This window comes from Maribacter corallii, from assembly GCF_047345415.1.
GTDB lineage: Bacteria > Bacteroidota > Bacteroidia > Flavobacteriales > Flavobacteriaceae > Maribacter_C.
Genome location: NZ_JBLFEP010000003.1, coordinates 698451 through 716061, shown reverse-complemented (window position 1 = coordinate 716061; position 17611 = coordinate 698451). Strand labels below are relative to the sequence as shown.

General features: G+C 37.5%; 13 protein-coding genes. 3 read left to right on the top strand and 10 right to left on the bottom strand.

Annotated elements, in window-relative coordinates; genetic code table 11:
• Positions 1 to 42 precede the first annotated feature (42 nt).
• Positions 43 to 264: a hypothetical protein gene (locus ACKWCA_RS13025; RefSeq protein ID WP_413978643.1), complete on the top strand. Its 222-nt coding sequence runs from the start codon at positions 43 to 45 to the stop codon at positions 262 to 264.
• 481 nt (positions 265 to 745) lie between these two features.
• Here the strand turns inward: ACKWCA_RS13025 and ACKWCA_RS13020 are convergent, their stop codons facing one another.
• From ACKWCA_RS13020 to ACKWCA_RS13010, 3 genes are all read right to left on the bottom strand, one after another.
• Positions 746 to 2812 (bottom strand): hypothetical protein, encoded by a 2067-nt coding sequence (locus tag ACKWCA_RS13020; RefSeq protein ID WP_413978642.1) that lies wholly within the window; start codon positions 2810 to 2812, stop codon positions 746 to 748.
• A gap of 456 nt (positions 2813 to 3268) precedes the next feature.
• Complete coding sequence (locus ACKWCA_RS13015) at positions 3269 to 4858, bottom strand: IPT/TIG domain-containing protein (protein WP_413978641.1); 1590 nt, start codon at positions 4856 to 4858, stop codon at positions 3269 to 3271.
• A 509-nt stretch (positions 4859 to 5367) separates the two neighbouring features.
• Positions 5368 to 6621: a hypothetical protein gene (locus ACKWCA_RS13010; protein ID WP_413978640.1), complete on the bottom strand. Its 1254-nt coding sequence runs from the start codon at positions 6619 to 6621 to the stop codon at positions 5368 to 5370.
• A 124-nt stretch (positions 6622 to 6745) separates the two neighbouring features.
• Here ACKWCA_RS13010 and ACKWCA_RS13005 point away from each other — a divergent pair, with 124 nt between their 5' ends.
• Both ACKWCA_RS13005 and ACKWCA_RS13000 read left to right on the top strand, forming a co-directional pair.
• Positions 6746 to 8110, top strand: a complete 1365-nt coding sequence (locus tag ACKWCA_RS13005; RefSeq protein WP_413978639.1) for a hypothetical protein — start codon at positions 6746 to 6748, stop codon at positions 8108 to 8110.
• A gap of 31 nt (positions 8111 to 8141) precedes the next feature.
• Positions 8142 to 8342: a hypothetical protein gene (locus tag ACKWCA_RS13000; protein ID WP_413978638.1), complete on the top strand. Its 201-nt coding sequence runs from the start codon at positions 8142 to 8144 to the stop codon at positions 8340 to 8342.
• Positions 8343 to 8589: 247 nt separating this feature from the next.
• Here ACKWCA_RS13000 and ACKWCA_RS12995 read toward each other — a convergent pair whose 3' ends face one another.
• From ACKWCA_RS12995 to ACKWCA_RS12965, 7 genes are all read right to left on the bottom strand, one after another.
• Positions 8590 to 9384 carry a hypothetical protein gene (locus ACKWCA_RS12995; RefSeq protein WP_413978637.1) on the bottom strand — a complete coding sequence of 265 codons (795 nt, stop codon included), beginning with the start codon at positions 9382 to 9384 and terminating at the stop codon, positions 8590 to 8592.
• 589 nt (positions 9385 to 9973) lie between these two features.
• The gene (locus ACKWCA_RS12990; protein ID WP_413978636.1) at positions 9974 to 11977 is read right to left on the bottom strand and encodes a right-handed parallel beta-helix repeat-containing protein; all 2004 of its coding nucleotides are present in this window, start codon (positions 11975 to 11977) and stop codon (positions 9974 to 9976) included.
• 595 nt (positions 11978 to 12572) lie between these two features.
• On the bottom strand, positions 12573 to 13574 hold the full coding sequence (locus tag ACKWCA_RS12985) for a DUF4097 family beta strand repeat-containing protein (RefSeq protein WP_413978635.1): 1002 nt from the start codon (positions 13572 to 13574) through the stop codon (positions 12573 to 12575).
• An 821-nt stretch (positions 13575 to 14395) separates the two neighbouring features.
• Positions 14396 to 15349, bottom strand: a complete 954-nt coding sequence (locus ACKWCA_RS12980; RefSeq protein ID WP_413978634.1) for a 2OG-Fe(II) oxygenase — start codon at positions 15347 to 15349, stop codon at positions 14396 to 14398.
• Positions 15350 to 15441: 92 nt separating this feature from the next.
• Positions 15442 to 16293, bottom strand: a complete 852-nt coding sequence (locus ACKWCA_RS12975) for an enoyl-CoA hydratase/isomerase family protein (RefSeq protein WP_413978633.1) — start codon at positions 16291 to 16293, stop codon at positions 15442 to 15444.
• Positions 16294 to 16318: 25 nt separating this feature from the next.
• Positions 16319 to 16654 (bottom strand): nuclear transport factor 2 family protein, encoded by a 336-nt coding sequence (locus tag ACKWCA_RS12970; RefSeq protein ID WP_413978632.1) that lies wholly within the window; start codon positions 16652 to 16654, stop codon positions 16319 to 16321.
• A gap of 101 nt (positions 16655 to 16755) precedes the next feature.
• On the bottom strand, positions 16756 to 17610 hold the full coding sequence (locus ACKWCA_RS12965; protein WP_413978631.1) for an AraC family transcriptional regulator: 855 nt from the start codon (positions 17608 to 17610) through the stop codon (positions 16756 to 16758).
• Between the last annotated feature and the right edge of the window lies 1 nt (position 17611).

Below are 17611 nucleotides of genomic sequence, written 5' to 3'. Positions count from 1 at the left end.
ATTGTTTAATAAATTTATAGAAACTTTAAACGTTGTATAGAAATGGATTTGTTACTAAAAGCGAATGCTTTCGAGAAGATGAAAATGAGCCATATGAGCACGAGTGATCGGGTGATGGCATCACGGGAGGCCAAGGAGTTGGTATTGGCCATAAATGAAATCTACAAAAAAACCAAGGATTCGAAATTGATGGACGTCATGAAGCGAATCACGGAAAAGAAACGCAAGATCGACAAGCGTCTCAAAGGACGTTTGACGGCCTAAGAAACCGGGCACCAAGACCTCAGGGGCTTTCGGAAAGAAATTGCTATGAATTTCAACGAATAACTCAATTCTAAAATAGAATAACCTGAACTTGGTGCCTTAATAAATTTGGTGGTGCTTAGTAGTGGAGAAAAATGAAGGGAGAGAAGGCACCATGTCCATGGAGTAGTTGAAATATTCTATTTTACATAATATAAATTATAGTACACTTATAGCAAATTAGCGCATAGCGTATTTCCACGCTATTTTACATAGTTACGTTATAAGTCCTGAAAGAGAATTATAACTTAGACAATCACCATGAGGGGGATTTATTATCATTATCTAAGTGGCTTAACCGAGCTATTTATATGTTTCATTATCTGCCAACAGATACCTTTTCAGAATTAGAAAGACAAAATGTTAGTCATGTTTTGATTGAGTTAAAAGAGGCAGCTATGGAGATTTATTACATAAAGTCCGACCATTAAATAATTTATCCCTAAGAGCTATTAGCAGGTTTTTGTAATTTCTCATAATTAGTTTTAATATTTGGTTTATTACAGAATCTCATCAATTCATCAAGTGTATTTCCATCGTTGTGCAAGTAATCATCTTTCTGTCTCCCATTGCCTTGATCCATTAAAACTAAAGCGTTATACATGTTTGTTTCATTGTTAAACCGACTAGTTATTTTAGCTAAATTGTTGGTTATATAATCTTGAATGATTGAGTTTTCTATTAATCCCAAACTTGATGAAACAAAAATTAAGTCAACAAGATTAAAATTGTGTTGATCTAATTCAATGAAATTATTACGAATTGTATTAATCGGAGCATCACTAATATCATTCGGCAAGCCTTTTTGTAAAATCATTAAAAACTCAACACTCGCCCTTGCTACTGGCCAATATTCATTTCTTTCATATATATCGTAAGAGTCTTGACAAATGGATTTTATTTTTTCATAGTCGAACGGCCCTATCTTGTGATTGTTTCCTATTCTCCATAAAGCAGATATTATTGAAATATTTTCGATGGCTTTTTTTCTATCACCTTTTATATCATCTAAATAATTAGAAATCAATGATGTGAGAATTCCTGCATCTATTTTGGATCTATTAGAAAATTGTTTATTTAAAATATCCTCAAATTGCTGTCTAAGCTTTTTCCTATCCTTATAAACATCCATATAATTTTTATAATTATTGCCTTCTATTACTTCTGCGAAATTTCTCTTTAAGTTTTCAATTTCATTTTTACTTAATCGGATGTAATCATTTACCCAAACAGTTTCTACCTCCTTAGAATTAGGCGGAAAGTATTTCAAAGAATAATTTTCAATGTCTCCAGGAGCTTCAGAAAATATGCGTTCAACAGGAATTTTTTCATTAATAAGGTCATTATTCTCGATAAGCTTTAGATAAGTATCTTTTTTATTTAATCTTATACCCGCCTGTGTACCGTCTCCCACAAAAATCCCAATAGAATCCATCATCATACTAGGTTTGCCCCAAAACCCATCCTGAACAACTTTTCCAATCCAGAGATTGTTATCTTCCGAAGCTTCAATTTTGCTTATAATCTTAAATCGAGAACTATCCTTCAGATGCTTTCTATAAATTCTTTTATTTTCAGTCAAATCAATTATAGTACCTTTTTTATTATCATATATGTGGAAATCACTATTTACTAGGGTAATTTCATAAGACCAATTAGAGTAAATAATATAACCTGACAAAAGGGCTAACCCTATAAGCATAAAAGACCATTGTTTTGATGATAAGCCCCTAAATTGCTCCAGAGAAAGATGAAGTTCAGGGAATTTAAAAAAGGAAAAGGTTTTGGTAAATACAGCAAGAAAAGATTTTAGTTTTCTAAGAGATAATCCGAGAAACGTTGCCAATATGGCAATTGCGGTTGTGAAAAAATCATGAGAAAAGAATCCCGAGCTCTCCAGATATATACTCTTATTTAATCCATAGTTCCATACAGACAAAAGACCAATAAATACAAATAGGGAAATCAAGTTGATTTGAGTTAGAAAAATACTTCCTTTGCGATTTATATTTGGATTAGAAATCTTTCCCGCAGAGATATTGACTATTGTTCCTGAATAGGTCAAATCTAATCTTTGAGTATCTATAAAATCTATACTCAAATCTATTTTGAAATCTATTTGACCCTGATTCTGTTTTAACTTTTCAATAGAGTTTTCAGAATCGTCAAATAAAAATTTGATTACTAAAATTGCATTTTTGTTTTGTGCTTCATCGTCTTTTAAATCAAACGAATCTCCCATATTGTCTCCTGAAATATTTTTTTTCCCAAAAACCTTTTTATATGAATGAAAACTTGGATTGGAAACTGAAGCATAACTTTCTTTATCTATCAAAATGTTATTTATGGATACATTACTTATTGTTTTTGGCCCATTATCCACATCTGTAAAGGTTATAGGGATTTCTATGAAATATGGAACTTTAACATCTGTTGATAGAACATCATTGATTTTTCCTGCATCACTTTCTATATATATTAAACCTTCCTTTTGAGCAATAATATCCATAATTCAATTTCTTTGAGATAAATGACTTACAATACCCATTTATGGGTATTTTTTGGGGGAAGTAAATTGTAGGAATTCAATTCTTTGGAGTATTTAAATATAAAAAATGACCGTTAAAATCCATTATAGAAAAACCTTAGAATTTCTGAGGTTTTCATATCATTTCATACACTTTTTCTTACAATACTGCGTATTTTCAGAAAAAAAGTATTCCATTACCATATCAAAAGAAAATTTTAGAAAGAAAAAAATCAAAGAAGATTGTAACAACTTTTGCTTTTAACCAAAGCTCAAGTTACATAACGCAGAACATTATAGAACAAAACGATTCTATAATATGACGTTATGTCAAATAGCGATAAGTTATATCTAAAATTCCACAAGGATTCTGTAAGGTTATTCCACTACGAATACAGCATTTTTGAAAACGACTATTTAACTTTTACAGTGAGTAAATTATTCTTGAATAATTTTCCTAATGCAATTGTTGCCTTGATCTGCAACATAGATTATTCCATCGGCATCAATGACTATCCCTGATGGAAACTCGAATTCGGCTATATCGGCTGGACCGTCAGTATACCCCTGAGTAGTTCCGGCAAGCGTACTTACTACACCGTCAGGTGTAATTTTTCTGATTTTACGATTTCTACCATCGGAAACGTAAAATACCCCATTCTTATCCTTGGCCATGCAAATTGGCTGAAAGAATTGGGCTTCCTCAGAAGTTCCATCTAAATATCCCAAAATACTGCCCGCGAATGTTGTGACATCTGCGTTTTCAGATATTCTTCGAATTTTATGATTTCCATAATCAACAATGTATAGGTCATGATTTTCATCTTCCAAAATGCCTATGGGTGCGTTGAACATAGCGGCTGTTCCGTTACCATCCGCGGATCCTTCACTGCTTCCCGCAAATGTGCTTACAATACCGTCAAGTGTTACCTTTCTTATCTTATCATTCACACGGTCAGTTACCACCAGATTATTATCCGAATCGAGGACAATTTGATCAGGTAAATTAAACAGTGCTGTTTCACCAGGCCCATCATTATAGCCTTGGGAACTACCGGCTAAGGTACTCACCATACCATCGGGGGTTATTTTTCGGATTCTATGATTACCCGCGTCTGTAACATACATGTTTCCGTTTTCATCAAATACCATATCTGTAGGATTATCGAATTGAGCAACATCAATGGCGCCATCCAAGAATCCGGGAGTACTGCCAGCAATTGTTATAACCATACCTTCTGGAGTTACTTTCCTTATCAGACCGTTCGCAACATCGGCTACATATATAATACCATCAGAACCCAATGCCAGACCACCTGGGTTCTTAAATTGGGCATTTGCACCCATACCATCTGCCGTTCCCTGTATTTTACTACCTACAAATGTGGTTACGGTTACTTCAGAAATGGTGTAATTAAAAGAAGGCCCAATAAGTTCCATTCCATTTATAAGTACTTTAACTTCTCCTGTATATGCTCTGGAAGGTACAAGTGTAGTAATTTCACTATTTGTAACCGATTGAACTTCGGCCTCTACCTCATTAAAAAACACACTTACTTCGTTAAGGTCTAAACCAAAATTACTTCCGCTGATAGTAACTATTGTACCTTTTGGCCCTTCAGAAGGGTTAATACTTTCTAATATGGCTTCATTTGATTCCATGACGGCAATACTAGCAGTATAAATAACCTGTGAACCGTCTTCTGCATTTACTGTAAAATCTATGGGCGTACTAAAATTCTGAGCTCCGCTTGGTCCAAAATTAGCTTTTTCTGAAACTGTTATCTTTGGATTAAGTGCAGATACGTCAGTTCCATTTGGTACAGATGCATTTATAGATTTAGTAGTCTCATCAATTGTAGCAACGATATCCGTCATTAGGTTTGCATTTTCAGTACTTAAAAAGCTAAAACTGAGTATTTGTTTGCCACTACTCTTTGTCTCTTGCGGATCGGGGGTATCATCATTATTACAACTTAATACACTAAGAAACAATATTATAAGTTTGAGTTTTAAGGGTGTTTTCATTTTGTCTAATTCTAGATATATAAAAATAACGAATATCTTGGGAGATTATTAGACCATTCCACACACATTACACTCCCCTCCTATTGTCGGCTCGTATAAAAAGTGTTCCATTACCTTTTGAGAAGAAACTTTTTTGAATAAAAATTTAAAGAAAGTGTAGTAACAAAGACGCCAACGCACCTACCCGCTCAAAAAATATAAGGTCTCCCAGACCTCATATTTTTATGCCGTCCAAGCAAAGTTACATAACGCGGAACACTATAGTGCATTTATAGCAAATTAGCGCATAGCATATTTTCACGCTATTTTACATAGTTACGTTATAAGTCCTGAAAGAGAATTATAACAAAGTAATGATGTAAAAGCTAATTTGCGGCCACCATGTTCCATATGTGTATGGTTTTTTAAATCTAATTACCCTAACTGTCCGTAAAAACGGCCGATTAAAAGAGCCTAGATAGTATTCAAATCTTTTTGCTATTTAGCGAATTGAGTGTGATTTTAAGGTTTCAAAAACCGTAGGAATAAACCATTCCACGCTCATTTTTGAACTCCAAATTTTGGACCGTTCCAGCTCCCTCAAAATGAATACTACAGCCAAGAATTTTTTTGGGTTCGTCGGGAATATTAAAAGAAAATACGGGTTGGTTGTCAAGCAATATTTCGAGTTGTCCATTCTTTGAAACGCATTTCAATTCCACAAAGTCCTGAAAATCCACACCAAAGCCTGAAAGATCTGTCTTTTTTCCGTCAATCGTTTTGCCAAATGCGTGGAGCATGATATCGGAGATACATCCTTTGTTCGTGAGCATGATACTAATTGGGCCATTCTCATGAACGATTACCAACTGTGCTGATTGGCAGATACTTTTCCCGGACCTAAAATCATTTCGGACCAAGGCTGACATTTCAAAATTGGAAGTATAGAGCTCTCCAAAATCCTTTATCTGATAGAAACCGACAGGAGTGCGGGCCGCCCTTGGGTCAACTCCATATTTTTCCAATGAACCAGCTTTTATTGACAGACTTTTTTCAGATTGGTAATCTTCCATATCCAAATAAATAGGAATGGAATCCGTTTCGATGACTCCAACCCAATCCTTGGTCGAAATTAGGATGTCCTTTTCCTTAACGATATTTCCGTCCACCACCAATTTTGATTTGAAAAATCCAGGCCTATAATAGATACTAGTGGATACACTGTCGTTTTTGCTGACGATTACTCTCTTGCTTTCATCCCAGTCCTGTTGTATCTCGATTTTTGACTGATCATCTGCAGCCTTGGCATCATAATTAAAAACAACCGAGTTGGGAAGTCCGTTGGAGACCGATTCGCCATTGAAGACAAAATTGTGAGCATCATAAGTGGTGCCGCCAAGATTGATATATAGATACGCAGCCGATACGAACGCTAGTATGAGCAACAAAAGAAGAATGGCATACTTTGTGGGTATTTTCGTTTTGCCCCAATCCCATCTTTTCAAGACCTGTCCGGTTTCTGTATTGGTAAAGGAAACCCAGTTTGGATAACCGATATATCCCACCAAGGCATTCAAAGTGGCTTTGTTGGGCTGGGATGCATAACTGACCTTTCCACTAAGCCTTTTTAGCGTGGAAACGCTTAACAGCGTACCGGTCTCTTCTTGGATATGCCTACCGAGATCATTAAAATCATTGGTGTCCCACGCACTTGATGGCCCCCTGCCGAACTTTCGCTCCACTAGGGTAAAACAGGATTCAATATGTTCGGTAAACTTTTCCATTTATAGGCCTTTTTCAACCATGAACGAACTTGAACAAAGATGAATGACGTACCCGAATAAAATCTGGGTCGGTAACATTATATTGGCTTTTTAAACATCCATACCATAAAGTTAGTATTCTATTATGAAAATCAACATTTATAACTTTCTATTATGTATTATAGGTATCTCATTGGTATCCTGTAATCGCCAGAACAAAGAGAACAGTCCTGTCCAAGAATATGCCTTCAACGACAGTTACTGGAGGATTGAAAACCCTGATGGTTCAGTGGACTCCTTGGAAATTGTGGACCACCAAGGAAGACAGTCCATAGTGCTGGAGCCAGGTCAAAAGGCCTTTCTGAAAGAGTCAGAGTTCAAAGACTTTGCAGTGGAATTCCATTGCAATGGCCAGGTCCCGGGATTTGGCTTTAGGGTACAGGACCCAAAGAACTATGAATATCTTTACCTCCGGATGATGATGAGCGGAAATAGGGACGCGCTACAGTACACTCCCATTCATAACGGAAACCTGCCCTGGCAATTATACAATTATCCTCAGTACGAAGGAAATGCGACATATCCGAGAAAGGAAGTGGCGACAATACCACTTTCCCTGGAGGATCAACTGGTCAAGGGGAAGGCCAGTGATAGCCTTTTGACCGCCCTTCGAAATAAAGGTGTTGTGTTTTCAGAGGAATCCTTTGTGGATGTCCCTAATGCAAGTCCGGCCTATATCTACGACCCAAAGAGCAGCGAGGCACTGCTTTTTGAAATAAAAGAAGATGGTATTATCTTTTTGGATATCCGTACTTGGGTACATGTTAAGGCAGAGGTATTGGGAAACAAGATGTCTGTTTACGTAGACGATATGGATACGCCTACGTTTGTTGTCGACGACCTAAAGCACGGAACCCGAGCGGGTGGAATCAGTCTGTACAGTAATTTTGGTGAAGTCTATTTCAGTGACTTTTCCATTTCTGAAATGGAAAGTGGCGATACTCAAAGCTCCGATAATGATGTAGAACAAATTGCCCCAAACTATATTACGAAGTGGTACATATCCGAGATGTTTGCCAAGGACTCCGTCAATTTTCTGCAGCAAGCGGATTCATTGCTAAAGCACAGGGACAAATTCAAAGAAATTAATGCCGATAAAGATGGGCTTGTAAATATCAGTCGTTTCTACGATGACATGGATAACACAATTGTACTCACTAGTAAAATAACATCAGATTCAGAGAAAGAGGTCAAACTCAATTTTGATTACGCCGATCATTTGGTCATTTTATTGAACTCCGAAACGCTGTTCGATGGGGGAATGGACTTTCGCCCTCCCCCTGACAAGGGTACCGAAGGAAGGGTGTTCGTGCAAGATGAACAAACTACATTGAAATTGCGCAAAGGCGTAAATTGGTTGTCGTTCGTGCTCTCTGGGGACAATCGCCAGAAATACAATTGGGGGTGTATCGCTAAACTGGAGAACTTGGATGGAATTTCACTTGAATAAATTTTTACTTACAATGTTCTGCTGTTTTACAATGAGAAACTGTTTCCTCTTTCTATTCGGGCTTCTTGCATTCAGTTGCAAGAACGGAACGGAGAAAACCTCCCAGGACAATGAAGTGGAAAAGTCGCTCTCCACTGGACAGGTCAAATTGGTCTATGATAATATCAAGGCCTTTCCAAATAGTACAGAGTTCTCAATTGCCGTTATCAATGGAGACGGCACAAAATATTAAGGTGGAAGATGGAAAAAGGACACCATTGAGCACGTTGACAATAGCGAGCATCTTTTTGAGGTTGGTTCCATAACAAAGGAAAAGGTCTCCAAGACCTTTTCCTTTTTATGCCGTAATCAAAGCTCAAATTACATAACGCAGAACATTGTGTTTCAAAAAAGAAACCTAATTTGACATTATATCAAATAGCGATACGGTATCACAAATAGCCTAGAACTACTTAGTGCATCACTTTAGTAAACTAGAACTAGTCGATCTTTTGAACTTCATCAACAATTTTGCCGTTTTCTCTAACAATCATTTTCGAAACGACACCATCATTTGAGATGAACTCGAAAGTAAGTGGCGCTTCTTTTGCGAAAAACGTATTTTCCGATTCGGGAAGAATAATAAGTTGCATGTCTCCAGAGTCCATTAGAAGTGCACTTTCTTTTCTCGATATATTCGCTTTCACATTTTTACCGGAATAAGTTCCTACATAGGTATCTAGAACTTTATTGGCCAGCTTGATTTTGACCTTTTCGATTGATTTGTTCGGTACTTTATGATTATAACTTAAAACTCTTTTTAATTTCCAAGTATCACTATCTTTTATCCATAAATGAGTGAATTTGGCTGTACTGGTCAGATAGGGTTCTTTGTTGGTTTCTTTTATAAAAAACTCGTGCATACCGTTTTGAATTGCTCCATATAAAACCCCATTTTCATAAAGGGGAAATACTTCTAAGCTCTTTTCGACTAATTTTCGAATCGGTTTTTGTGCTGGTTTGGAGCAAATATTTTGTTCTATGCTCAAGAGAAATTTTTCTTTGGTAGTAGTCACTCCTCCCTGATCATGGTAAAATTCAAGATCCTTACTAATCAGAGGTGCCATATCCGAAATGAAACATTTATTGAACCCATTTTCGAAAAGAAGTTCATCCATCTCTTTAATAGTCTTGTAAAGTTCGGATGTGGTGTCTACCTGAGCAGTAGTTATTTGAAATGATAAAAGAAGAATGGTAAAGAAAAAAATAATTTTAGAAAAGTAGTTTGTAATCATAACTATGTTTGTGGATTGATTTGCCTAAAGAGGTGTTATTTTACTCTTTGTTACAGTCTATTCAGAAAGTTTCGGTACAAAATGGCATTCCACACATATTGCCTTCCCTCCCCCAATAGCTATCGGGGTCCGTCGGTTAATAAGTGTTCCATTACCTTTTCAGAGAAAGTTTTTAGAAAGAAAAAAATCAAGGAAGATCGTAACAACTTTGCCGGTGCATTAACTCGCTCAAAAAAGGAAAGGTCTCCCAGGCCTTTTCCTTTTTATGCCGTTTATCAAAGTAAAGAGTCATAATGCAAGACATTATAGCAAATTAGCGCATAGCGTATTTCCACGCTGATGGCCGTTGCGTCGTCTCATACGAAAAGGCAAAAGTCTACTAGACTTTTATTTTTTAGGTCGTATTTTAAACACAATTTGCCAACGCTTGGCCAGCGCCAAAACCTGCCTGACGGCAGGCAGTTGTAGGGCTCTGTCGCTATATTTTGGGATCCATAATCATTACGTTTTGTTCAATAACGGCGCTTCACATATCTGATAATGATAATTGGAGTATTTGCCTAACTATTCAATACTCGTGGAATTTAATTTACCAGTTTCCTTTTAAAACAAGTTTTAAGTCAGAGAAGACTCCTAAGAAGTAAGAGCCTTCAAAGTTACCCTGCCCGTTATTTTTAAATAAGTATACATCATTGCTATGTGTAATACCTACGATATCATCAATTCCATCATCTTTCCAATCGTAAGTGAAAAATTCTTTAAAATTGCTTAAACCCGATGCTACACCAGTGTAACCCGAATAGAATCCGGATCCATCAGGCTTGAATTTGTATAAATTTAACTGATTCTGAATATTATGATAAGCTATTAAATCATCAGTCCCATTATTTGTCCAATTTCCAACTAAGAAATGTGAATAGTTTGACCAACCATGGCTTACCGTTGTATAACCAGAATAGAAACCTGACCCATCAGGTTTGAACTTGTAAAGATTCATATTGTCTTGACCCACGTGATAGCCCATTAAATCATCGGTTCCATTATTGGTCCAATTACCAACTAAAAGATGGGAATAATTGGTCCATCCACTACTTACCGTAGTATAGCCATAATCAAAACCTGACCCATCAGATTTGAACGTATACAAGTTCATGTTGTTTTGGCCTACGTGGTATCCCATCAAATCGTCGGTACCATTATTAGTCCAATTTCCAACTAAAAGATGGGAATAGTTGGTCCACCCATGGCTTACCGTGGTATACCCATAATCAAAACCTGATCCGTCAGATTTGAACTTATACAAGTTCATGTTGTCTTGGCCTACGTGATAGCCCATTAAATCGTCAGTTCCGTTATTCGTCCATTTTCCAGGTAAAAATCTCGCATAATTACTCCAACCTTGGGAGATTGTTTCGGTCTGCGGAGCACAAGTATTACTAGCATATGTATTATCATATGTCGCTATTTTTTTATACTTCCCGAACGTATATTTTTCGATATTATCACTATTGTTTAAAACAAGAAAGTTCTCCTTAAGGTTGTCAATCGGTATATCTTGTCCCAGAATCGTTTGATGTATAGCCTCACACTCATTATCATGGGCAAAAACGTTTTGGTATATCACAGCCTTGTCCACGGGAATACCTCTTATCAATATTCCTGTTTGATGTTTGTTAGTGAAGTTATTGTGATGGATTGAAATGGCTCTTCCAGCGACTTCTTCCGTGTCAACACCTTTACCATGCATATCAAAACTATGACCATTTCCACCTAATCCTATAGTATTATATGATGCTACATAACTCTCATTCTCATGGCCATTACCAGCAATATCATGTCTATTATATTCAAAATAATTACAAGATATTCGGGCATTTGTGTCATAAGCATCATTACTAGTATGAATAGATACACCATATCCTAATCCATATCTTCTATTGTGATGGATATAATTATTTACAACTAAATTATTTGCCGAATTTTTTAGATAAACCCCAGCATGAGACCAACCGGAAATCTCACAGTTTTCAACCGTAAGATTATTATATCCACAAATGAATATTCCGTCTGTCGTTCCTGGAATATTTGGAACTTGTCCTATCACCGTATCATTACCTTTAAGTCTAATACCGCTAATGATTACGTTATCTGCTTCTATTTTGATCATTCCAGATCTTGCGCGTGTAGAGGAAATTATAGCGCCATTACTGCTGCCATTCCTACCGCTTACTAGTTTAATCGATTTTTTTATAATTAGAGAATAACAAGTTGGACTATTGGGTCGATCGTTGTGACAATCCGTATCGGTATAATTACATTCGCCCGATAAATCAAAAATTGTATTATCACTTAGATAGATTATTTCTCCATCTACAGCGTTAGCTACTGCGCTCTTCAATTCATTCATATTACTAACAACAATGTCAGCCTCACTTTGCGTATAAACGTTGATATTATCTGGACAATTGGTGACGGAATTTCCGAGTAGACTCGACGACTGAATTGGTTTATTTGCTGCTTCTATGATCGACTGATTTTCTTTATCACAAGCATATAGAATTAGTATTACTATTAGGTACTTAATATGTTTCATAACTAATGTTGTTAAGGTTTACAATTCATTGGAGTATAAAGCTAATCAATAAACATCTTAAATAGTAAGTTTTTACTTTCAATTATTGAATTTTTAACTTAAATTTTTTGTTCTGCTCATATTGCCCTCCCTCCCCCCCGATAGCGATCGGGGTCGGTCAGTAATTCATGTTTCATTACTTTTTGAGAAGAAATTTCTAGAAAGAAAAAATCAAGGAAGATGGCAACAACTTTGCCCGCGCACCATCTCCCCAAAAACGAAAGATGCTCATCTTTATTTTTATGCCGTAATCAAAGCTCAAGTGACACCCGATTGCACACCTTCACCATGAAAACCAGCGCGCACTATAGCACATTTTGTAGTATTGGTTTATCCATCGGTTGCAGAGCCTGTCGAAGTATGGCTAAAGCAATACTTAAGAAAGATGATGCGGCTGCCATAATACTGCAAAGGTTAAATGGAAAACGATAGTCATCATTCCATGTTGTAAAATATTCCTAAAGCAAATTACGTCTCCCTAGGCAACATTAGGAATCTTAGTTGCTCAAAAATTTCCGTAGCACAGATGATGCTAGTTCCCTTTTATGCTTCCTTTTTAATCCTCATAGCGCACTTTAACACTTCCTCCTGATGCACGCATGTACACCGGAATTCCGCCATCATTCATGGTGCCTTTTACGCGATTTTTTTTAGTTTGACCGGAGAAATTCTTTAGATCAATATGAACGCTGCTAGAACCCAAGTCGAGGTCTAGCCCCAATTGATCACCATTTTGTACGACAGCATCAACGCTACCTCCGCTGGATTCAAGGTGTAATTCCTTACTCAAGTTGCTAATATTAACATGCACTGATCCTCCGCTCGATTTGGCTTTTACAGAATTGCAATCTCCCAAAACAGTTACTCCACCACCACTACTAACGGCATCTACATCGCCCTGAATAGCCTTTAGGCGTACGCTACCTCCTGAACTGCGCGCATAGACACTGCCCCGAGCTTCATCTAGAGTAACACCACCACCGCTGGAAGTCAAACGAATATCGCCATTGTGATTCGTTGCTCCGGCTTTACCACCAGATGACTTTGCCGTGGTAGTTCCGGAAGTGTTTTCCAAAATTACGGAGCCTCCACTGCTTATTAATTTATGGTTGCCTTCCACCCCTGAAATTCGTAACCCACCACCACTTGATGTCACATTGCACGACATTTCACGTGGGACAATAATGGTAAAGTAAATGCCCACATTCCTCAATCGCGCGAAATTTGATTTACGCACGGCATTCGCATTGATCACCGTACCGTTTTTCTCGATCTCCAAATCAAACTTTTCTAGAATATCGGCCACCATGGGATCTGTCGGAGCTAAAACCCTTCCATTTTTACGAATAAATGCCCGGACTTCTACTGTAGGCTCAACGTGCGTTTTGACTCGTATGCTGCCGCCAGATGACTTGGAATTTAATGTGCCAGGTTGATTTAGTTCAAATGTTTTTGTTATGGTAGGGGTTTTGTGCTCCTGTGCAAAACCTTGGCACGAAAGGATGACCACCAACAGGGCCATCATGCTGTACATTTTTATTTTATTTTGAATTTTCATACTACTAATTGTTAGCGTTTGTATTGAATTAACTGTATCGAAGGATGTTTCTCTATGGTGTCATTCTGTTTTGTTGACAACGATAGTCTTCTTAGTTCATCTCGAATGTTGTGCCAACCTTATAAGCAATTGAATATGAGATTATTAAAAATAATATTCGATCAATGTGTTTTTTATTTGTAAAAAATATTTACAAAAGTGTCAAAAAATCATACAATACTACTAGGGCTTTTGACCCCATAACAATTTAAAATTAGTTGGTTGCACAAATCCTATCGTAGGATATGCTATACCTAGATTTATTTGTAGTGCTGCTCCATAGGTTCCTTATGGTTTCTTGGCTTTACGCGCTCATTGTATGTATCACTTCTGTAAACTTGAAATATGTCAGCTTTGCTATCTTCAAAGCATAGTTTTCATTTTCCTTCGTTAATTTCGTATTCTAGATTGAACTTAGAGTGACTGTTCATTGAATGGCCAAACTTTAGGGGCCGTAAATTTTCGAATTTCATAACAAATGCCAAGTGCCAATGAACAATCACAAGTACGTTGTACTTAGTACCGCTGGCAACTTGATCAACCACCACATTAAAGAGGGTGAATATGATAAAATTCTTCTTTTCTTCGGCTCACGGAATAAGTGTTTTAGTGCTTTTATAGAAGAAAGTTTTTAGAAAGAAAAAATCAATGAAGATTGTAAAAAATTTGCTCGCTTAGCGTCTTGCCCACAAAAATGGAAGGCCGCCTTGACTTTCCCTTTTTATGCCGTTTACCAAAGCAAAGTTACACCCGTCTACATATATGGTATAGCACTTGACTTTTTAGAATGGCGCAAAAGTATCTTTGGGTGTGTCCGGTATGCTCCAACGCTGGCGCGCTGTTATAGTTTCCGGTGCATCCAATTTAGGTGTGGAGTGACCTGAACTACCATAGCTGCTTGTACTACCGCGTGGGATTTGCATGCGGTCTCCGTAGAGCCATACCACCAAATTACTACGCTGTCCACTGATGATAGGATGTGTAGCGTGTGGAACGTTACCTCGGTGAATGATTGCTTTACCTGGTTCAAAAATGGTCTGTACCGTTTTTCCCGTGGTTTTATCATGGAAATCGACTTGTGAACCTGTAAATTCCTCATCAGGTAGGTTTATATTGATATTCAAAGTGGCCGCAGAAGCATCGGTGTGCGCATGCAAGTCTTTGTCTTTATCAGGATTGTATTGAATGGAAAAACCAAATGTTTGGGTATCATAGCCGTAAGTATCGAGTAACAAACGAGCAATCGGACGCATATAGCGGTTCATCATAGCGTTGTAAAATGCTTGAAAATGAGGCGCAGCCAGATGTCCTTCCGAGCGCGGATCAAGCATGATTCCGTAACGATTTAATTGAATGCCGTAGGGTGCACGTTTCGGAATTTGTGAATTGACCACTGCTTCCAAATAATCTCGAAACTCCGCTAGGCGCTTAAGGTCAAAAAACTGTGCGGAATAAACTCCGGGAATGATTTCTTCCCATAGATCGGCAACAGCAGTTTCTTTTTCTGGCTTTTTCCAGGCATCGTCAATAGCTTGTCGCAAGCGGGAATCAAGAAGCTTCTCATCGGGAACCAGTAAATTATCCTTGTTTTCCATTTCCCATTCTGCCCATGCCGCTTCGAGCAGTTTTTGGTTACTGTTCCAAAAATTGGAAACAGAGGCGTCACGTTTCAATGATGCTTCACGAGATGGTGGCGTGAGTGCACGGGCTTGTGCGAGGGCATTAGTTTTTTTCATTTTTTCTGTTTTTAGTACTGGAATTATTTTTTTCAATGGATGCCCACTTAATTATGAACATCCATTGTACCTAGTGAATCAAAAATCACTATTTAATCCCTTTGAATTTCTTGTAGATCTAGTAACATGCTTTCCCAGTTTTTCTGGTTATCATGGTCAAATTGTGCCCCATTTTCATCAGCGATCGTAAAACGCTTAATCGCTGGTGTTTTACTGGTCGCCTGAAATAATTGATAGGCTTCTTCTTTTAAGGCATCCGCAATTGGTAAGTCTATAGATGCGTACACAGCGCGCTTACAGGCTTCGATAGATTCGGCAGGGAATTTAGAAATACGGGCTGCTAAAGCCTCTACATAAGGTCCAATTTCATCTGTATCCAATGCTTTATTGATCGTTCCAAATTTTTCCGCTTCATCAGCATCCCAATCTCTAGCTCCTAAAATGATTTCTAAAGCTTTACCAAGTCCAGCTTGTCTTGCCATACGCGATGCTCCACCACCACAGGGTAAAATGCCCATTCCCACTTCCATTTGCATAAACTTGGCTTTGCCTCTTGCGGCAAAACGCATATCCAACGCCAAGGCCATTTCATGCCCGCCACCTCGGGCAAAACCTTCAATTTTCGCAATAGTTGCTTGCGGTACATTGCTTAATCGTTCTAAAACGGATTGTAAGTCCAATAACTCTACCTCATTTCTTGGCACCGCTTCTTCAGACATATCCCTTAGTAAGTTGGTATCATAGTGGCATACCCAGTACCCGGGATTCGATGATTGAAAAACAACCACTTTTACACTGCGGTCTCTTTCTAATCGTAAGCAAAGACTACTTAGGTCCGCTAACATTTCTTGTCCCTGTACATTTACAGGCCCAAAGTTGATGTCTACGGTTAAAATTCCACCCTTTTGTGCTGCCGTGAATGTTTGAAAATTTTTGTACTCCATTTTGTTCTCTTTTTAGTATTGTTATTTAATTGTTTACAGCGGCAAATGTGTGCTGTTGTATCTTTCCGTTTTCGATGATGTAAGTGTCCGTAGCCAGCTGTATATCAATGTGTTCGTTTTTTCCATTCCAGACAAAGTAAACCACCTTACCGTTGGTCTCCTGTTTGATGGTATGGAATTGGAAGCCTTCGAAACTTGGTAAGAACCCTGTATAGAATTCGAGTATCTCGGACTTACCCCTATAGGTTTTTTCCGGAGTACTGAACAGCGCATCGTCTGAATAATCTTCCGCTACATTGGAAGCATTTAAGGTGTCAACAGCCCTCATATGGCGTTCAAAAACATCCTGTGTTTTTTTCATTATAACTTTTGTTTTAAAATTATACCGCAAATTTACCCTAGGATCTAGGGCTTGCTTTGGTAAGAAAATATGAGGTTTTAGTAAAAAACGAGGGAAAGATACTATTGAGAGCCTTTTAGGTGGGCTTGGTAGCTTTTTGCAGTCATTCCTTTGTATACCACAAAAGTTTTATCCAGATGACTACTATCCGTAAACCCTAATTCGTGAGCAATTTCCGAGACTGTTGAATTGGTGTATTTCAAACGTGTTTCGGCCAACTTTAATTTGTAATGGAGGATGTATTTTTTTAACCCAATGCCCATTTTATCTTTAAAGTATTGACTAATATAGTTTTCTGAAATATGAAATTGGTTGGACAACTCTTTCTTTGAGAGTTTTTCAGAATCATGAACATGATAATGGATGTAATTAATAATGCCCTGTATTCTGGAATCCTCACTATCGGTTGAAACAAAGCCTACGTTTCTGGATATGATGTGAAGTATGGAATGTAATGCGGATTTTAAGATGGTTTCACTTTTTAAACTTTCATCATTATACTCGTTGCATAGCACCCTGAATAACGAAAGAATACTACTTTCATCAGTTTTGGAATGAAAATCCAAATGAGCGGTTCTATCTGCGCCGTGCAATATCGTTTCGATTTTTTTAAACCATTGCTTGCGTTCCGCCTTATTTTCATCGGATAACATATCACCAAAAAAACTATTGAGGAATTTGACAGCCGAGACCGTTGTCGGTGTTTCTATTTCAAAATTATACTGGTCGCCAGGTATTAAAATAAAAATTTGATTGTCATCATAGTTAACGCGATGATTATTTATAATTAGTGTACCAGAACCTTTTTCAATAAACAGTATTTCAAAAAACCGTATGGGTGTGTATTGACAAAAAGCTAGTGCTGTTACTTCTTCAAACTTTTTGATTACGATATTTTCGAATATGGTTCTAGGCACT